Origin of the sequence: Actinocorallia longicatena (assembly GCF_039534125.1) — a bacterium.
GTDB lineage: Bacteria > Actinomycetota > Actinomycetes > Streptosporangiales > Streptosporangiaceae > Actinocorallia > Actinocorallia longicatena.
This window is the reverse complement of sequence record NZ_BAAAUV010000002.1, coordinates 206420-222076: the sequence shown is the minus strand read 5'-3', so window position 1 is coordinate 222076 and position 15657 is coordinate 206420. Positions and strand designations below refer to the sequence as shown.

The 15657-nt window shown below is 71.4% G+C and carries 16 protein-coding genes; 15 read left to right on the top strand and 1 reads right to left on the bottom strand.

Features of this window, described 5'->3' with window-relative positions; genetic code table 11:
- From recG to ABD785_RS04000, 3 genes are all read left to right on the top strand, one after another.
- Nucleotides 1-2196 carry an ATP-dependent DNA helicase RecG gene (gene recG / locus ABD785_RS04005; RefSeq protein ID WP_425547725.1) on the top strand — a complete coding sequence of 732 codons (2196 nt, stop codon included), beginning with the start codon at nucleotides 1-3 and terminating at the stop codon, nucleotides 2194-2196.
- A gap of 62 nt (nucleotides 2197-2258) precedes the next feature.
- The gene (locus tag ABD785_RS41275; RefSeq protein WP_425547736.1) at nucleotides 2259-2330 is read left to right on the top strand and encodes a putative leader peptide; all 72 of its coding nucleotides are present in this window, start codon (nucleotides 2259-2261) and stop codon (nucleotides 2328-2330) included.
- Nucleotides 2331-2372: 42 nt separating this feature from the next.
- Nucleotides 2373-3200: a HEAT repeat domain-containing protein gene (locus ABD785_RS04000; RefSeq protein ID WP_344822230.1), complete on the top strand. Its 828-nt coding sequence runs from the start codon at nucleotides 2373-2375 to the stop codon at nucleotides 3198-3200.
- 93 nt (nucleotides 3201-3293) lie between these two features.
- Here ABD785_RS04000 and rsmD read toward each other — a convergent pair whose 3' ends face one another.
- Entirely contained in the window at nucleotides 3294-3860 is a 567-nt protein-coding gene (rsmD, locus tag ABD785_RS03995) for a 16S rRNA (guanine(966)-N(2))-methyltransferase RsmD (protein WP_344822227.1), read from the bottom strand.
- Between the two features lie 257 nt (nucleotides 3861-4117).
- Between rsmD and coaD the strand changes: the two genes are divergently transcribed.
- The 12 genes from coaD (at nucleotide 4118) to ABD785_RS03935 (ending at nucleotide 15656) form a co-directional block, all read left to right on the top strand.
- Nucleotides 4118-4597, top strand: coding sequence for a pantetheine-phosphate adenylyltransferase (coaD, locus tag ABD785_RS03990; RefSeq protein ID WP_344822224.1), 480 nt, complete (start codon nucleotides 4118-4120; stop codon nucleotides 4595-4597).
- A gap of 72 nt (nucleotides 4598-4669) precedes the next feature.
- Complete coding sequence (locus tag ABD785_RS03985; protein ID WP_344822221.1) at nucleotides 4670-5269, top strand: YceD family protein; 600 nt, start codon at nucleotides 4670-4672, stop codon at nucleotides 5267-5269.
- 5 nt (nucleotides 5270-5274) lie between these two features.
- A complete protein-coding gene (gene rpmF / locus ABD785_RS03980) occupies nucleotides 5275-5451 on the top strand; it encodes a 50S ribosomal protein L32 (RefSeq protein ID WP_344822218.1) in 177 nt (58 codons plus the stop codon).
- A 194-nt stretch (nucleotides 5452-5645) separates the two neighbouring features.
- A complete protein-coding gene (rnc, locus tag ABD785_RS03975; RefSeq protein ID WP_344822215.1) occupies nucleotides 5646-6359 on the top strand; it encodes a ribonuclease III in 714 nt (237 codons plus the stop codon).
- A 6-nt stretch (nucleotides 6360-6365) separates the two neighbouring features.
- Nucleotides 6366-7232 carry a bifunctional DNA-formamidopyrimidine glycosylase/DNA-(apurinic or apyrimidinic site) lyase gene (mutM, locus tag ABD785_RS03970; protein ID WP_344822213.1) on the top strand — a complete coding sequence of 289 codons (867 nt, stop codon included), beginning with the start codon at nucleotides 6366-6368 and terminating at the stop codon, nucleotides 7230-7232.
- A gap of 40 nt (nucleotides 7233-7272) precedes the next feature.
- Nucleotides 7273-7551 (top strand): acylphosphatase, encoded by a 279-nt coding sequence (locus ABD785_RS03965; protein ID WP_344822886.1) that lies wholly within the window; start codon nucleotides 7273-7275, stop codon nucleotides 7549-7551.
- 183 nt (nucleotides 7552-7734) lie between these two features.
- Entirely contained in the window at nucleotides 7735-7929 is a 195-nt protein-coding gene (locus tag ABD785_RS03960) for a hypothetical protein (RefSeq protein WP_344822211.1), read from the top strand.
- A gap of 162 nt (nucleotides 7930-8091) precedes the next feature.
- Entirely contained in the window at nucleotides 8092-11760 is a 3669-nt protein-coding gene (smc, locus tag ABD785_RS03955) for a chromosome segregation protein SMC (RefSeq protein WP_344822209.1), read from the top strand.
- Nucleotides 11761-11848: 88 nt separating this feature from the next.
- Nucleotides 11849-12988 carry a signal recognition particle-docking protein FtsY gene (gene ftsY / locus ABD785_RS03950; RefSeq protein WP_344822207.1) on the top strand — a complete coding sequence of 380 codons (1140 nt, stop codon included), beginning with the start codon at nucleotides 11849-11851 and terminating at the stop codon, nucleotides 12986-12988.
- Between the two features lie 86 nt (nucleotides 12989-13074).
- Nucleotides 13075-13725 (top strand): hypothetical protein, encoded by a 651-nt coding sequence (locus ABD785_RS03945; RefSeq protein ID WP_344822205.1) that lies wholly within the window; start codon nucleotides 13075-13077, stop codon nucleotides 13723-13725.
- 261 nt (nucleotides 13726-13986) lie between these two features.
- A complete protein-coding gene (locus ABD785_RS03940) occupies nucleotides 13987-15321 on the top strand; it encodes an ammonium transporter (protein ID WP_344822203.1) in 1335 nt (444 codons plus the stop codon).
- Nucleotides 15318-15656 carry a P-II family nitrogen regulator gene (locus ABD785_RS03935; RefSeq protein WP_344822201.1) on the top strand — a complete coding sequence of 113 codons (339 nt, stop codon included), beginning with the start codon at nucleotides 15318-15320 and terminating at the stop codon, nucleotides 15654-15656. Before ABD785_RS03940 ends, ABD785_RS03935 begins: the two co-directional genes overlap by 4 nt.
- Nucleotide 15657: the final 1 nt, after the last annotated feature.

Below are 15657 nucleotides of genomic sequence, written 5' to 3'. Positions count from 1 at the left end.
GTGCTCGAACTCGGCGGAGACTTGCGGAAGGTCTTGGGTCCCAAGACGGCCAAGGTGCTGGACGAACGCCTCGACGTCCGGACCGTCGGCGATCTGCTGCGGCACTACCCGCGGCGCTATGTCAGGCACGGCGAGCTGACCGATCTCGCCTCGGTGGCCGAGGGCGAGCACGTGACCCTCATGGCCGAGGTCGAGAAGAAGACCGGCCGCGAGCTCGCCAAGCGGCCCGGGTATCTGCTCGAAGTGGTGGTTAAGGACGCGAACGGGCAGCGCGTCTCCCTGACCTTTTTCGGGCGTCCGGGGGCGTCGCGGCCCAACCGGGAGCTCCATCCCGGCACCCTCGCGATGGTCGCGGGCAAGGTCTCCTTCTACCGCTCGGCCGCGGGGCTGAAGATCCAGCTCACCCATCCGGACTTCGAGGTCATCCCGACGGGCAGCACCACCGAGACGGCCGAGGAGTTCGCCCGCCGCCCGCTGCCGATCTACCCGGCGACCAAGGAACTCCAGTCCTGGCAGATCAAGAAGGCCGTCGGCACCCTCCTCGACATGCTGCCCGGCCTCCCCGATCCCCTCACCCCCGAGCTCCGGGCCCGCTACCGCGTCATCCCCCTCGCCGAGGCACTGGAGAAGATCCACCGCCCCGACGACACCGAGGACCTCGCCCCGGCCCGCCGCCGTCTCAAGTGGGACGAGGCCTTCCTCGTCCAGCTCGCCCTCGCCCAGCGCCGCCGCGCCGCCGAGGCCCTCCCCGCCACCCCCCGCCCCCGCCGCCCCGAAGGCCTCCTGACCGCCTTCGACGCCGCCCTCCCCTTCACCCTCACCGAAGGCCAGCTCCAGGTCGGCCACGAGATCTCCCAGGCCCTCTCCCTCTCCCACCCCATGCACCGCCTCCTCCAGGGCGACGTCGGCGCCGGGAAGACAATCGTCGCTTTGCGGGCGATGTTGCAGGTGGTGGACGGTGGGGGGCAGGCGGCGTTGCTGGCGCCCACGGAGGTGCTGGCGCAGCAGCACTACCGGTCGATCGTGGGGATGCTGGGGGAGCTGGGGCGGGCGGGGCAGCTCGGCGGGGCCGACAGGGCCACCCGGGTGGCGTTGCTGACCGGGTCGCAGGGGGTCAAGGTCAAGAAGGCGGCGCTGCTGGAGGCGGCGTCGGGGGGCGCGGGGATCGTGGTGGGGACGCATGCGCTCATCCAGGAGCACGTGCAGTTCGCCGAGCTGGGGCTCATCGTCGTGGACGAGCAGCACCGGTTCGGGGTCGAGCAGCGTGACGCGCTGCGGGAGAAGGTCGCGGGCGGGCGGCCGCACGTCCTGGTCATGACGGCCACGCCGATTCCGCGGACCGTGGCCATGACCGTCTTCGGGGATCTGGAGACCTCCGTGCTCGGGCAGCTTCCGGCCGGGCGGTCGCCGATCGCCACGCACGTGGTGCCGGGGGAGAAGCCCGCCTACCTCGCGCGGACCTGGGAGCGGATCCGCGAGGAGGTCGGGCAGGGGCGGCAGGCCTACATCGTGTGCCCGCGGATCGGTGAGGCGTCCTCCGACGACGACGCGGCCGCGCCCGGCGAGGCGGAGGAGGGGCGGCGGCCGCCGGTGGCCGTCCTGGAGCTCCAGCCGATGCTCGAGGAGGAACTCCTGCGCGGGCTGCGGATCGGGGTCCTGCACGGGCGGATGCACCCCGACGACAAGGACTCGGTGATGCGCAGGTTCGCCGCGGGTGAGCTGGACGTCCTGCTGGCCACGACCGTCATCGAGGTCGGCGTCGACGTCCCCAACGCCACCGTGATGACGATCATGGACGCCGACCGGTTCGGCGTCTCGCAGCTCCACCAGCTCCGCGGCCGGGTCGGCCGTGGCCGGCTCCAGGGCCTGTGCCTGCTGGTCAGCGACGCCCCGCCGGACAGTCCCGCCCGCGAGCGCCTCGCCGCCGTGGCCTCCACGACCGACGGGTTCGAGCTGTCGCGGCTCGACCTCGAGCAGCGCCGCGAGGGCGACGTGCTGGGCGCGGCGCAGTCGGGGGCCAGGTCGTCGCTGCGGCTGCTCACGCTCCTGCACGACGAGAAGACGATCCTCAGGGCCAGGGAGGCCGCGACGGCGCTGATCGCCGAGGATCCGGAGCTGGAACGCCACCCGGCGCTGGCGGCCGAACTCGCCGAGATGCTGGGCGAGGAGCGCGCGGAGTACCTGGAGAAGACCTGACCGGAGGAGAATTGCATACTAAACCGGTTGACTTACCCGACAATCTGACCGACCATCGGTCCATGAGCTTCCTGGTCCAGCGCCTGCACGTCGATCTGCGACGGCAGGCGAGCGCGCTCTGTCGCCGTCGGTAGACCCAGCGTCCCGACCCGTCCAGACCCGCCAGGAGACCAGGCATGAACGACTTCCACATGATCGAGGAGTACCTCCGCGACCCCGACCCGCGCGTCCGGCGCGCGGCCGTCGCCCTCCTCGCCGAGACCGGCCCCCGCGGCACCGGCGACGCCCTCGCCTGGGCCCTCGCCGACGAGGACCCCGACGTCCGGGCCACCGCCGCCGAAGGGCTCGGCGCCACCGACGCCTATGTGAGCGACGACGGCATCGCCGCGCTCGTCCTGGCCGCGGCCAAGGGCGCCGACGCGACGGTCCGCGCCACGGCCGCCGCCCTGCTGGCCGCCCTCGCCGCCGCGGCCCGCGAGCAGTACGCCCAGGGCCTGGCCGACGGCGAGCCCCAGGTCCGCGCCCACGCCGTCCTGTCCCTGATCGCCCTGCGCGCCGTGGAACAGGTCCGCGAGGCCGCCGACGACCCCTCGCGCGACGTCCGGGTGGCCGTCGCCGACGGGCTGGCCAAACTCGGCACCGCCGACGGCCTCGACCAGCTCCTGTCCGACCACGATCCGGTCGTCCGCCTCGCCGCCCTCGACGCCGCCCAGATCCTGGGCCTGCCCACGCCGCTCACCGGCCGCGTCATCGCCTCCCTGGCCCACCCGAGCTGGCAGGTCCGCAAGCGAACCGCGGCCGTCCTCGCCCTGGCCACCCCGGAGGACGCCCTGAACCCGCTGATCCGCGCTCTGCGCGACCCCACGGTCGACGTGCGGCGCGCGGCCGTCCGCGCCCTGGAGCAGTGGGCCGCCCACCATCCCTCGGCCCTCTCGGCCCTCACCGAGGCCCTCGCCGACCCCGACCCCGGAGTCCGCACCCAGGTCCGCTGGGCCCTCGCCTGAACCCGCCGAACACCTGAGCCCGCTGACGCCTGACCACCCGAAACAGAACGCCCGGACTCCGCCATCGGTCCGGGCGTTCTTCGGCGTCCCCGGTCAGCCGGGGGTGGAGGCGTAGTGGATGGTGGCCTCGCCGTACTTGCGGGCGCGCTCGGCCGTGAACCCCTCCGGCCAGGAGAACGGCGGCCGGGTCCTGGTGGCCCGCTCGACCGCGACGAGGGCCGCCGGCGCCAGCCAGGCGTTGTCGCGCAGCGCCTCCAGCAGCGCCGTGACCTCCTCGGCCGGGACGGCGTAGGGCGGGTCGACGTAGACGAAGTCGTAGGGCTCGTCCGGCTCCTGGGACGCCACCCGGTCCGCCCGGTCGGCCGCCAGCTCGGCACCGGGCAGCGCGAGCACGGCGATGTTCTCGCGGATGGCCTTCGCGGCCCTGGGCGCCGACTCGACGAGCAGCGCGTGGGCGGCCCCCCGCGAGAGCGCCTCCAGCCCGACGGCCCCCGATCCGGCGTAGAAGTCGGCGGCGCGCAGGCCGTCCAGGGGCCCCAGGAGCGACAGGACGGTCGAGAACAGGCCCTCCCTGGCCCGGTCGGCCGTGGGCCTGGTGTCCCTGCCCTCGGGCGTCACGAGGCGGCGGCCTCCGGCTACTCCTGCGATCACCCTCGTCATGGGTCCATTCTCGCGTGCCCGGTGCCGGGAAACGCCGGGTGAGCAAGGTCACTCCACGGATCTTCACGGCGCCGGCCCGCCGGTCACGGCGCCGGAGGCCCCGCCCGCCGGGCGCCGTGGGCGGGGAGCGGACGGGGAGGAGGCCCCCGGGGGCCGGTCTACGGGCCGGGCCGACGCGGTGATCATGAGGGCGCTGCCGAGACCGTCTTCAGCGATTTGGTACGGTCGCGCCGTTCAAGCGTGAAAGGGATGGAACGTTGCGCCGAGTCGTCTGCCCGGGCTCTTTCGACCCGGTGACCAATGGGCATCTGGACATCATCAGCAGGGCCTCCCGTCTGTACGACGAGGTGGTCGTGATGGTGTCGATCAATCTGGCGAAGAAGGGTCTCTTCTCCGTGGAGGAGCGGGTCGACATGATCCGCGAGGTCACGAAGGAGTACGGCAACGTGAAGGTGGACTCCTTCCGCGGCCTGACCGTCGACTACTGCAAGTCCGAGGACATCCCGGTGATCGTCCGCGGGCTGCGCGCCGTCACCGACTACGACTACGAGCTCCAGATCGCCCAGATGAACCACCGCATGTCCGGGGTGGAGACTCTGTTCATGGCGACGGCGCCCGATTACTCGTTCTTGTCCTCCTCCTTGATGAAGGAGGTCGTAAAGTGGGGCGGAGACGCCTCGGGACTGGTCCCCGAGCTCGTCCACCAGCGCCTCATCGAGCGGCTGAAGGACGAGTGAAGTTGGGTTGACCCCCGGCAACCGGCTATCCTTGGCGTTCGGCCATGCCTGACGTGGCGATCTGTCCATGCCATGACCACCTCACCCGTAGTGTTGGTCGGAGAACCTGGGGGAACCCTGTCCAGCCTCGATCCCAAAGCGCCGCTCGTGCTCGATACGCACACGCTCGGCCGCCGTCCGGGATCGATGAAGGAACAGCGGATCACCGTGGTGGCACCGGAGGGTCTAGGCGTCGAGATGGTCGGCGTTCCCAAGGACGCCGAACTTGAGCTGGACCTGCGGTTCGAGTCGGTGATGGAGGGCGTGCTCGTCTCGGGCACGGCGGACCTGCCCATCGAGGGCGAGTGCGCACGCTGCCTGGACGAACTCGACTTCTCCATGGAGGTGGAGTTCCAGGAACTCTTCGTCTACGACGACACCCGTTCGGGGTCGGGCGCGGACGAGGAGGAACACCGTCTCGACGGGGATCTCCTCGATCTTGAACCGGTGCTCAGGGACGCGGTGGTGCTCGCACTCCCGCTGTCCCCCCTGTGCCAGGACGACTGTCCCGGCCTCTGCACGGAGTGCGGTGTGAGACTGGCGGACGCCGGTCCCGACCACTCGCACGACGCTGCCGACCCCCGGTGGGCGGCGCTGCAGGGGCTTATCGAAACACGAGTAGAAGAAGGCTAGGAACCATGGCCGTCCCGAAGCGGAAGAAGTCCCGCAGCAACACCCGTCACCGTCGCTCTTCGTGGAAGACGCAGGCCGTGGCCCTGGTCGAGTGCCCGCAGTGCCGCGACCCGAAGCAGCCCCACATCGCGTGCCCGACCTGCGGTGTGTACAACAAGCGTCAGGTCGTCGAGACGGCCTGAGCAAGATCTTGATGGTTCCGGGGGAGGTCACAGGTATGTGGCCGCCCCCGTAGCCGTCTCAACGGGTTAGCCCCACGCCCCGAGGCCGTGGTGCACGCCGGACTGGCGCATTCGCGCCGGCGCGCACCTCGTCTTCTGGGTCACCGCCCCGCGGGTCGCCGGCCCGTCCGGCCCTGGAGACTAGGAGCCATGGCATGACCGTTCCCACCAGCGACCTCGAGACGCGTATCGCGCTCAAGCTCACCCCCGATCTGCTGGAACGAGCCCTCACCCACCGCTCGTTCGCCTACGAGAACGGTGGCCTGCCGACGAACGAAAGGCTGGAGTTCCTCGGAGACTCCGTGCTCGGCCTGGTCGTCACCGACACCCTCTACCGCGGCCACCCCGACCTGCCCGAGGGGCAGCTCGCCAAGCTGAGGGCCGCGGTGGTCAACATGCGGGCCCTCGCCGACGTGGCCCGCGGGCTCGACCTCGGCGCGCACATCCGGCTCGGCCGCGGCGAGGAGGGGACGGGCGGCCGCGACAAGGCCTCGATCCTCGCCGACACGCTCGAGGCCCTGATCGGCGCGGTCTACCTCGACCTCGGCCTCGACGAGGCGTCCGGCCTGGTCCACCGGCTGTTCGACGGGCTGATCGCGCGTTCGGCCAGCCTCGGGGCCGGCCTGGACTGGAAGACCTCCCTCCAGGAGCTCACCGCCGACGAGGGGCTCGGCGTCCCCGAGTACGTCGTCACCGAGAGCGGCCCCGACCACCAGAAGACCTTCCGGGCCTCGGTGCGGGTCGGCGCGTCCTCCTACGGTGAGGGCGAGGGCCGCTCCAAGAAGGAGGCCGAGCAGAAGGCCGCCGAGGCAGCCTGGACCGAGATCAAGACCAAGCTCACGGTCGCCGAAGAGGCCGGCGGGAGGTAGTCGCCGATGCCCGAGCTCCCCGAGGTCGAGGTCGTCCGGCGCGGTCTGGAGACCTGGATCACCGGCCGGACCGTCGACACCGTCACGGTCGAGCACCCGCGCGCCGTCCGCAGGCACCTGGCGGGCGGCGCCGACTTCGCCGCCCGGCTGGCCGGCCGCACGCTGGAGGCGCCGCGCCGGCGCGGCAAGTACCTGTGGATCCCGTTCGGCGAGGGCGCGGTCCTGGCCCACCTCGGCATGAGCGGCCAGCTCCTCGTCGGCGCGGCCGACGCCGAGCGGCAGAAGCATCTGCGGGTCCGGCTCACCTTCACCGACGGCGGCCCCGACCTGCGCTTCGTCGACCAGCGGACGTTCGGCCACCTGATGGGCTCCGACCTGGTCCCCGACCCGCACGGTGGGCAGGCCCCCGTCCCCGCGATCATCGCCCACATCGCCGCCGACCCCTTCGAGGAGGTCTTCGACGACGAGGCGTTCCACCGCAACCTCAAGAAGCGCCGGACGGGCGTCAAGCGGGCGCTCCTCGACCAGTCGCTGATCAGCGGCGTCGGGAACATCTACGCCGACGAGGCGCTCTGGCACGCGCGGCTGCACGGGGAGCGGCCGACCGCCCGGCTGACCCGGCCCCAGGCGGGCCTGCTGCTGGCGGCGGCGCGCGGCGTGATGGGCGCGGCGCTCGACGCGGGCGGCACCTCCTTCGACGCGCTGTACGTCAACGTGAACGGGGAGAGCGGCTACTTCGACCGTTCCCTCAACGCCTACGGCCGCCGCGACGAGCCGTGTGGCCGATGTGGGACGCCGATCCGCCGCGAGGTCTTCATGAACCGGTCGTCCTTCTCCTGCCCGCGCTGCCAGCCGAGGCCCCGCGGTGCCTGAGCGCGCGGTCCCCGAACACGCGGTACCCGGATCCGAGGCTGTGGAGGGTCCCGTCCGGCTGACGGCCTGGGTGCGCGGCGATGTCCAGGGTGTCGGATTCCGGTGGTGGACCCGGGCCCGGGCGCTTGAGCTGGGCCTTGTCGGATCCGCCGCGAATCTGCGCGGCGGACGCGTCGAGGTGAACGCCGAAGGACCGCGTGAGAATTGCGAGAAACTGCTCGCCGTTCTCCGTTCCGGGAGCGGTCCAGGGCGTGTCGCGGGCGTATCCGAGCGGTGGAGCGAGGCGCGCGGTAACGTGGCCGGTTTCGTGGAAATGTAGGCCCGCTGGGTATTCGGCGACCAACCTGCTAAACTCTGTGGAACAAGGTTGTTACGGGTCTGTGATGTCCGGGTTGACCGACTCACCGGCCGGTGCGACTCTAGATGAGTCGAATACGTGCTTCATCCAGTCAAGGGTGAAGTGTGATCTCTGCTGGTTACTCAGCGTGGAGGACCCTCAATCATGGCGAAGGCTCTACTCGGCCACGTCGGCGGTCCCGACCCCCGGATGGTCGCGGAGATGCGGCGTCTGCAGCGGCGTGTTCGGGATCTGGAAGCCGAGCTCGTTCGGCTCCAGGAAGAAAACGACTCGCTGGCCACGGCTACAGACGGCGTGACCGTGCATTCGGTAAAGGACCGCGAGCCCGCTCTCACCTGAGCGCAGGCTCATGCTCGACCCGACCTCCGGGCGGGCACTGACAGATCCAGGGACGTCTTCACCGGCGTCCCTTTTGTCATTCCGGACGTGACCCCCCTGGCCAGCGGTAAGGTGCTGCCCACGGTTCGGTTGTAGCGGGTTCGGGGGAGGGGGCGTCCGCGCGTGTACCTCAAGAGCCTGACCCTGCGCGGGTTCAAGTCCTTCGCCTCGTCGACGACCCTGCGGTTCGAACCCGGCATCACGTGTGTCGTGGGTCCCAACGGGTCGGGCAAGTCCAACGTCGTCGACGCCCTCGCCTGGGTGATGGGCGAGCAGGGGGCCAAGTCCCTGCGCGGCGGCAAGATGGAGGACGTGATCTTCGCGGGGACCGCGAACCGCGCCCCCCTCGGCCGGGCCGAGGTCATCCTCACCATCGACAACACCGACGGCGCCCTGCCGATCGACTACTCCGAGGTGACGATCAGCCGGCTGATGTTCCGGTCGGGCTCGTCGGAGTACGCGATCAACGGGGACCCCTGCCGGCTCCTGGACGTCCAGGAACTGCTGTCGGACTCCGGCATCGGCCGCGAGATGCACGTCATCATCGGCCAGGGCCAGCTCGACATGGTCCTCAACGCCGGTCCCGAGGGGCGCCGGGCGATCGTCGAGGAGGCGGCGGGCGTCCTCAAGCACCGCAAGCGCAAAGAGAAGGCGCTGCGGAAGCTGGACGCGATGCAGGCGAACCTCACCCGCGTCCAGGACCTGACCGCCGAGCTGCGCCGCCAGCTCAAGCCCCTGGGCAAGCAGGCCGAGATCGCGCGGCGGGCGGCCGTCATCCAGGCCGAGCTCCGCGACGCCAAGCTGCGGCTGCTCGCCGACGACCTGATCACGCTCACGACCAAGATCGACCAGGAGGCCGCGGACGAGGCGTCCGTGCGGCGCCGCAGGGCCGAGGTCGAGGAGGCGCTGACCACCGCGCAGAGCCGCGAGGAGGAGCTGGACGCCGAGTCGGCCGCCGCGGCCCCCGTGCTCGCCCTGGTCCAGGAGACCTACTTCCGGCTGTCCTCGCTCAAGGAGCGGCTGCGCGGCCTGTCCGATCTGGCCGCCGAGCGGCACCGCAACACCAGTGAGGTCGTCGAGGAGGACCGGTTCGGCCGCGACCCCGAGGAGCTGGAGCGCGAGGCCGAGGAGGTCCGCGCCCAGGAGGACATCCTCGCCGAGAAGCTCGACGAGGCCCAGGAGGCGCTGAACGAGGCCGTCCAGGAGCGGGCCGGCGCCGAGGGCGCGCTGGCCGCCGAGGACCGCCGCCTCCAGCAGGCCGCGAAGGCCGCCACCGACCGGCGTGAGGCGCTGTCCCGGCTCCGTTCGCAGGTCGAGGCCGTGCGCAGCCGGCTCCAGGCGGCCGAGGCCGAGATCGGCAGGCTGGTCGAGGCGCGCATGTCCGCCGAGGACCGGGCCGAGTCCGCCCAGGCCGAGGCCGGCGCCTTCGAGTCCGCCAACGCCGTCGATCCGCAGCTCGCCATGGACCTGGAGATCGCCGAGGAGGCGCTGGGCGGGGCCAAGGACGCCGCCGCCGCGGCCCGCGCCGCCGTCGAGGCGCCCCAGCGCTCGCTGAAGGCGGCCCGTGACCAGGTGGCGGCCGCCAGGACCGCCGACCACCGGGCCCAGAAGGACCTGACCGCGCTCCAGGCCCGCATCGAGGCGCTGGAACTGTCGCTCGGCACCGCCGCCGACGGTGGCGAGGTGCTGACGAAGTCCGACCTGAGCGGCATCCTCGGCACCCTGGCCTCCATGCTGACCGTCCAGCCCGGTGCCGAGACCGCCGTCGCCGCGGCCCTGGGCGCGGCCACCGAGGCCATCGCGGTCGCGGGCCTCGACACCGCCACCTCCGCCCTGACCCTGCTGCGCGCCGAGGGCGCCGCGGCGGGCCTGCTCATCGGCGCCGCCTCGGCGGGCGGCGGTCCCGGCACCCCGGTGAAGGCCGGGACGGCCGGCCGCGGGAACGCTCCGGAGGGAGTCTGGGCGGGCGAGCTGGTGACGGTTCCCTCACTTCTGGGTGAGGCCGTGGCCGCGCTGCTGTCCGGGGTGCTCGTCGTCGAGAACCTGGAGTCCGCCCGGCGCGTCGTCGCGGCGGATCCCTCGGTCAGGGCCGTCACCCGCGACGGCGACGTGCTCGGCGCGCACTGGGCGCAGGGCGGCTCGGCCGGCGGGCAGGGCCTGCTGCAGATGCGCGCCACCCTCGACGCCGCCGTCGCCGCGCTGGCCGAGGCCCAGAAGTCGGTCGAGCTGACCGCCGAGGCACTGGAGGCCGCCGGGACGGCGGAGGCCGGGGCCCAGGGCGTCCTGGAGGAGACGCAGGCGCAGGTCAACCAGGCGCAGGCCGGGGTGAACCAGGCGCAGACGGAGCTGGACCGGGTCAGGTCCCGGGTCCGCGAGGCCGACGCGGCCGCCGCCCAGGAGGCCAAGGCCGAGGCCAGGCTCCAGGCCGCGGCCCAGGCCGCCCGGCAGGAGTGCGAACGGCTCGGCGCCTCGGTCCGCAGGGCCGAGGAGAACCGCGACCGCGACGCCGAGGGGCTCGCCGCCCTGGAGGAGCGCTTCGAGACCGCCTCCGCGGAGGAGGTCGACGAGGAGATCGACACCGAGATCCGCGACGAGCTCGCCGAGCGCGTCCAGGAGCTGCGCGGGCTGGAGATGGAGTCCAGGCTCCAGGCGCGCAGCGCCGAGGAGCGGGTCCGGGCCATCGCCGGCCGCGCCGACGCCCTGGAGCGCCAGGCGCAGACCGAGCGGCGTGACCGGGCCGAGGCCGTCGAGCGGCGGCGCAGGCGGGTCCGCCAGGCCAAGACGGCCCAGGCCGTCATGCACGGCGCCAGGACGGCGCTGGAGCGGATCGAGACCTCGCTGGCCGTGGCCGTCGCCGGACGCGAGTCCGCCGAGCTCGCCAGGACCGGACGCGAGGAGGAGCTGAAGGTCGTCCGCGGGCGGGTGCGCGAGTACGGCACCCAGCTGGAACGCCTCGTCAACGCCGTCCACGGCACCGAGGTCGCTCGCGCGGAGCAGCGGATGCGGCTGGAGCAGCTCGCCGCCAAGGCGCTGGACGAGTACGGCATGGAGGTCGAGGGCCTGGTCGGCGAGTACGGTCCCGACCAGCTCGTCCCGCCGCAGGACCCCGAGGCGATGCCCGAGCCCTACGACCGGGCGGTCCAGGAGAAGCGGGCCAAGGCCGCGGAGCGGCAGATGACCGCGCTCGGCAAGGTCAACCCGCTGGCGCTGGAGGAGTTCGCGGCGCTGGAGGAGCGGCACGCCTTCCTCACCTCGCAGCTCGAGGACCTCAAGAAGACCCGCAAGGACCTGTTCGACATCGTGAAGGACGTCGACCAGCGCGTCCAGGAGGTCTTCGCCTCCGCCTACGCCGAGACCGCCGAGCACTTCGAGGGGATCTTCGGCCGGCTGTTCCCCGGCGGAGAGGGCTCCCTGTCGCTCACCGACCCCGACGACCTGCTCGGCACCGGCATCGAGGTGTCGGCCCGGCCGCCGGGCAAGAAGGTCAAGCGGCTGTCGCTGCTGTCCGGCGGGGAGCGGTCGCTGGTGGCCATCGCCTTCCTCGTCGCGGTCTTCAAGGCCAGGCCGTCGCCGTTCTACGTCCTGGACGAGGTCGAGGCGGCCCTCGACGACACCAACACCCAGCGCCTGATCTCGGTGTTCGAGGAGCTCCGCGAGTCCTCGCAGCTCATCGTCATCACCCACCAGAAGCGGACCATGGAGGGCGCCGACGCCCTCTACGGGGTCAGCATGCGCGGCGACGGCGTCAGCCAGGTCATCAGCCAGCGGCTGCGCGAGCACGAGCCCGCATAAAGAAATGACTCCCTGAGCATGACGTCCGGATGACCGGACATAGGGGATCAACAAGCTTGTCGTCGGCATCTGCAAGACTGGACGTGCTATGGAATATCTGATTCTCGGTATCGTGCTGCTCGTCCTGTCCGTCGTCGGCGGATCGGTCATGTTCCTGCGGTCCCGTACGGGCCGCACCCTGGAAGCGCCGCCGCGGCCCCCGGTCATCACCCGGCCGTCCGGCACCGGCACGGACGAGGCCCCGTCGGCCCCGGCGGAGCACGTCCCCGCCGACGTGATCCCGGTGCCCGAGATCGAGGTGCCGCCGCCGTCGGCCGGCCGTCTCCAGCGGCTGCGGGCACGTCTGGCCCGCTCCCAGGGCGCCCTCGGCCAGGGCCTGCTCGCGATCCTGTCCCGCGACTCGCTCACCGACGACGACTGGGACGAGATCGAGGACACCCTCATCACCGCCGACGTGGGCGTCACCCCCGCGCGGATGATCGTCGACGAGCTGCGCACCCAGCAGAAGGTGCTGGGCAAGCTGTCGCCCGAGCAGGTCAAGACCATGCTCCGCGAGCAGCTCCTGGCCCAGATCGGTCCCGATCTGCCGCGCGGGCTGCACGTCCAGCGCAAGGCGGGCGGCGCCCCGGCCGTGATCATGGTCGTCGGGGTCAACGGCACCGGCAAGACCACCACCACGGGCAAGCTCGCCCGCGTCCTGGTCGGCGACGGGCTGAAGGTCGTGCTGGGAGCGGCCGACACCTTCCGCGCCGCCGCCGCCGAGCAGCTCGCCACCTGGGGGGAGCGCGTCGGCGCCGAGGTCGTCCGGGGGCCCGAGGGCTCCGACCCGGCCAGCGTCGCCTTCGAGGCGGTCAAGCACGGCATCGCCGCCGACGCCGACACCGTCATCATCGACACCGCCGGGCGCCTGCACACCAAGACCGGCCTCATGGACGAGCTCGGCAAGGTCAAGCGCGTCATCGAGAAGCAGGCGGCCGTCGACGAGGTCATCCTCGTCCTCGACGCGACCACCGGCCAGAACGGCATGACCCAGGCACGGGTGTTCGCCGAGGTCGTCAACATCACCGGCATCGCCCTGACCAAGCTCGACGGCACCGCCAAGGGCGGCATCGTGATCGCCGTCCAGCGCGAGCTCGGGGTCCCGGTGAAGCTCGTCGGCCTCGGTGAGGGCCCCGACGATCTGGCGCCCTTCGACCCCGAGGCCTTCGTCGACGCCATCCTCGACTAGCTCTTGGCGCGCTGATGGGCCGCCGCTTTCCTTTCCGGTGATTACGTAGCAATTAAGGTCAATTGCCCACGGATCGGGGAATCGAAGTGGCGGCACCGACTTTTGAGAACCACGAAACGGCCCAGCACCACGAGGGGCTCCGGCCTCCTGACGGCTCCGAGAAGGCGACGGGTGGGGCCACGGCCTGGCCGCCGCCCGTCGCGGAACCGCCTTCCGGCCCGCTGATCGCGGGCAAGGACGCGAGCGTCCGCACGCAGGAGCGGGCCGCCCGTTACGCCTCGATCGCGTCGGCCGTGCTGGTCGTCGGGACCCTCCTGCCCTGGATGAGCGTGACCTTCCTCACGTCCGCGTCGCTGACGGGCGTCCGGGTGGCCGAGGGCAGGTTCACCATCGCGCTGGCCTTCCTGGCGGGGCTCTTCGCCGTCACGGCCCTGTTCATCGACCGCCGCCGTGCGGCCCTGGGCGCGGCCGCGGTGTTCGGGGCGCTGTCCCTGATCCCGATCATCGTCTTCGCCTTCCGCTTCCACGACGCCCTCGACCTGAGCGGGCTCGAGGCGGGCGCGCAGATCCAGGCGATCGCCGACGCCGGGACGGCCCTGGAGTCCGGCTGGTATCTGTCGCTGGTCTCCGCCGCGGCGCTCACCCTGATCGCGCTCTGGGGCTTCTTCTCCGTCAAGGTGTCCGACGCCTACCACGGGTCCGCCGCGCCGTCCGCCGAGATGCCGCCCGCGACCTGACCGCGGGAGTGAACGGCATGACGTGACGGACATCACGGGTCCGGGCCGGGAGCGGCCGGTGTGACGGGGAACTTCTCCCGGTGCGCCTGAATCGGGCGATAACTCCCGGCCCCTTGGAACGGTGCCAGGGCGGAAACACTTCGGAAACAGTGCTGTGGGATGTTTCACACGTCGGAAACATCGGTGCCGTTTGGGGGAAACGGCGGAGTCAGAGTCTTCTCGGCGACGCAACACCGCCGCCTAGAGGAGGGCGCTCTCCCCATGACGATTGATACCGGAACCACAGCCTGGATGATCGCGGCCACCGCGCTCGTCCTGCTGATGACGCCTGGCCTGGCGTTCTTCTACGGAGGAATGACCCGCGCCAAGAGCGTTCTGAACATGATGATGATGTCCTTCGTCAGCATCGTCGTCGTGTCGATGGCGTGGGTGCTCTACGGCCACGCCTTCACGTTCGGCACCAACGGCAACGAGACGGTGAACAAGTTCGTCGGCGGCATCAAGGAAGTCGGCCTGCAGAGCCTGGTCGGGACCGTCCGCCCCGGGCTCGAGGGTGACGGCGACAACATGCCCGACCTCGTGTTCTCCGCCTTCCAGCTGACCTTCGCGATCATCACCGTGGCCCTCATCTCCGGCGCCATCGCGGACCGTGCCAAGTTCGGCTCCTGGGTGCTGTTCGCCCTCGGCTGGGTCACCCTGGTCTACTTCCCGGTCGCGCACTGGGTCTGGGGCGGCGGCTGGCTCGCCACCATGGGCGTCGAGGACTTCGCCGGCGGCACCGTGGTCCACATCAACGCGGGCGCCGCGGCACTGGCACTGGCCTTCGTCCTGGGCAAGCGCAAGGGCTGGCCGAAGGAGCCGATGCGTCCGCACAACCTCGGCTACGTCCTGCTCGGCGCCGGCATCCTGTGGTTCGGCTGGTTCGGCTTCAACGCGGGCTCCGAGCTCGCGGTGGACACCACCGCCGGTCTCGCGTTCATGAACACCCAGCTCGCCACGGCCGCGGCCGCCGGTGCCTGGCTGCTCGTCGAGCGCTTCCGTGACGGCCACGCCACCTCCCTGGGCGTCGCCTCCGGCGCCGTCGCCGGTCTGGTCGCGATCACCCCGGCCTGTGGCTTCGTCGACCCGTGGGCGGCCGTCGCCCTCGGCTTCGTCGCCGGTGCGATCTGCGCCTACGGCGTGGGCCTCAAGTACAAGCTGGGCTACGACGACTCCCTGGACGTCGTCGGCGTCCACCTCGTCGGCGGTGTCGTCGGCGCCATCTCCCTGGGCATCATCGCCCGGTACCCGTTCGCGGACACCGAGCAGGGCCAGGGCGTCATCTACGGCGACCACTCGTTCAAGCAGCTGGGCCTCCAGGTGCTCGCCCCGGTCGTCGTCGGTGTCTACTCCTTCGTCATCGCCTTCATCCTGGGCAAGGCGATCGACCTGACCATCGGCTTCCGGATCGACGAGGAGGACGAGGTCAACGGCATCGACATCGCGGTTCACGCCGAGAGCGCCTACGACCTGGCCCCGTCCCACGCGGGCACCGGTACGCTGGCCAGCGTCGCGACTCCGGTCGCCACTGACTCGAAGGTTGAGGCGGACGCATGAAGCTGATCACTGCGGTCATCAAGCCGTTCAAGCTGGATGACGTGAAGGCCGCGCTCGAGACGTTCGGCATCAAGGGACTCACCGTCTCTGAGGCCAGCGGCTACGGGCGCCAGAAGGGCCACACCGAGGTCTACCGGGGCGCCGAGTACAAGGTGGACCTGGTTCCGAAGCTCCGCGTCGAGGTCCTCGTCGACGACGAGGACGCCGACGAGGTCATCGACGTCGTCGTCAAGGCCGCCCAGACGGGCAAGATCGGCGACGGCAAGGTCTGGTCGGTTCCGGTCGACACGGTCATCCGTGTCCGCACCGGCGAGACCGGCGCCGACGCCCTCTAGG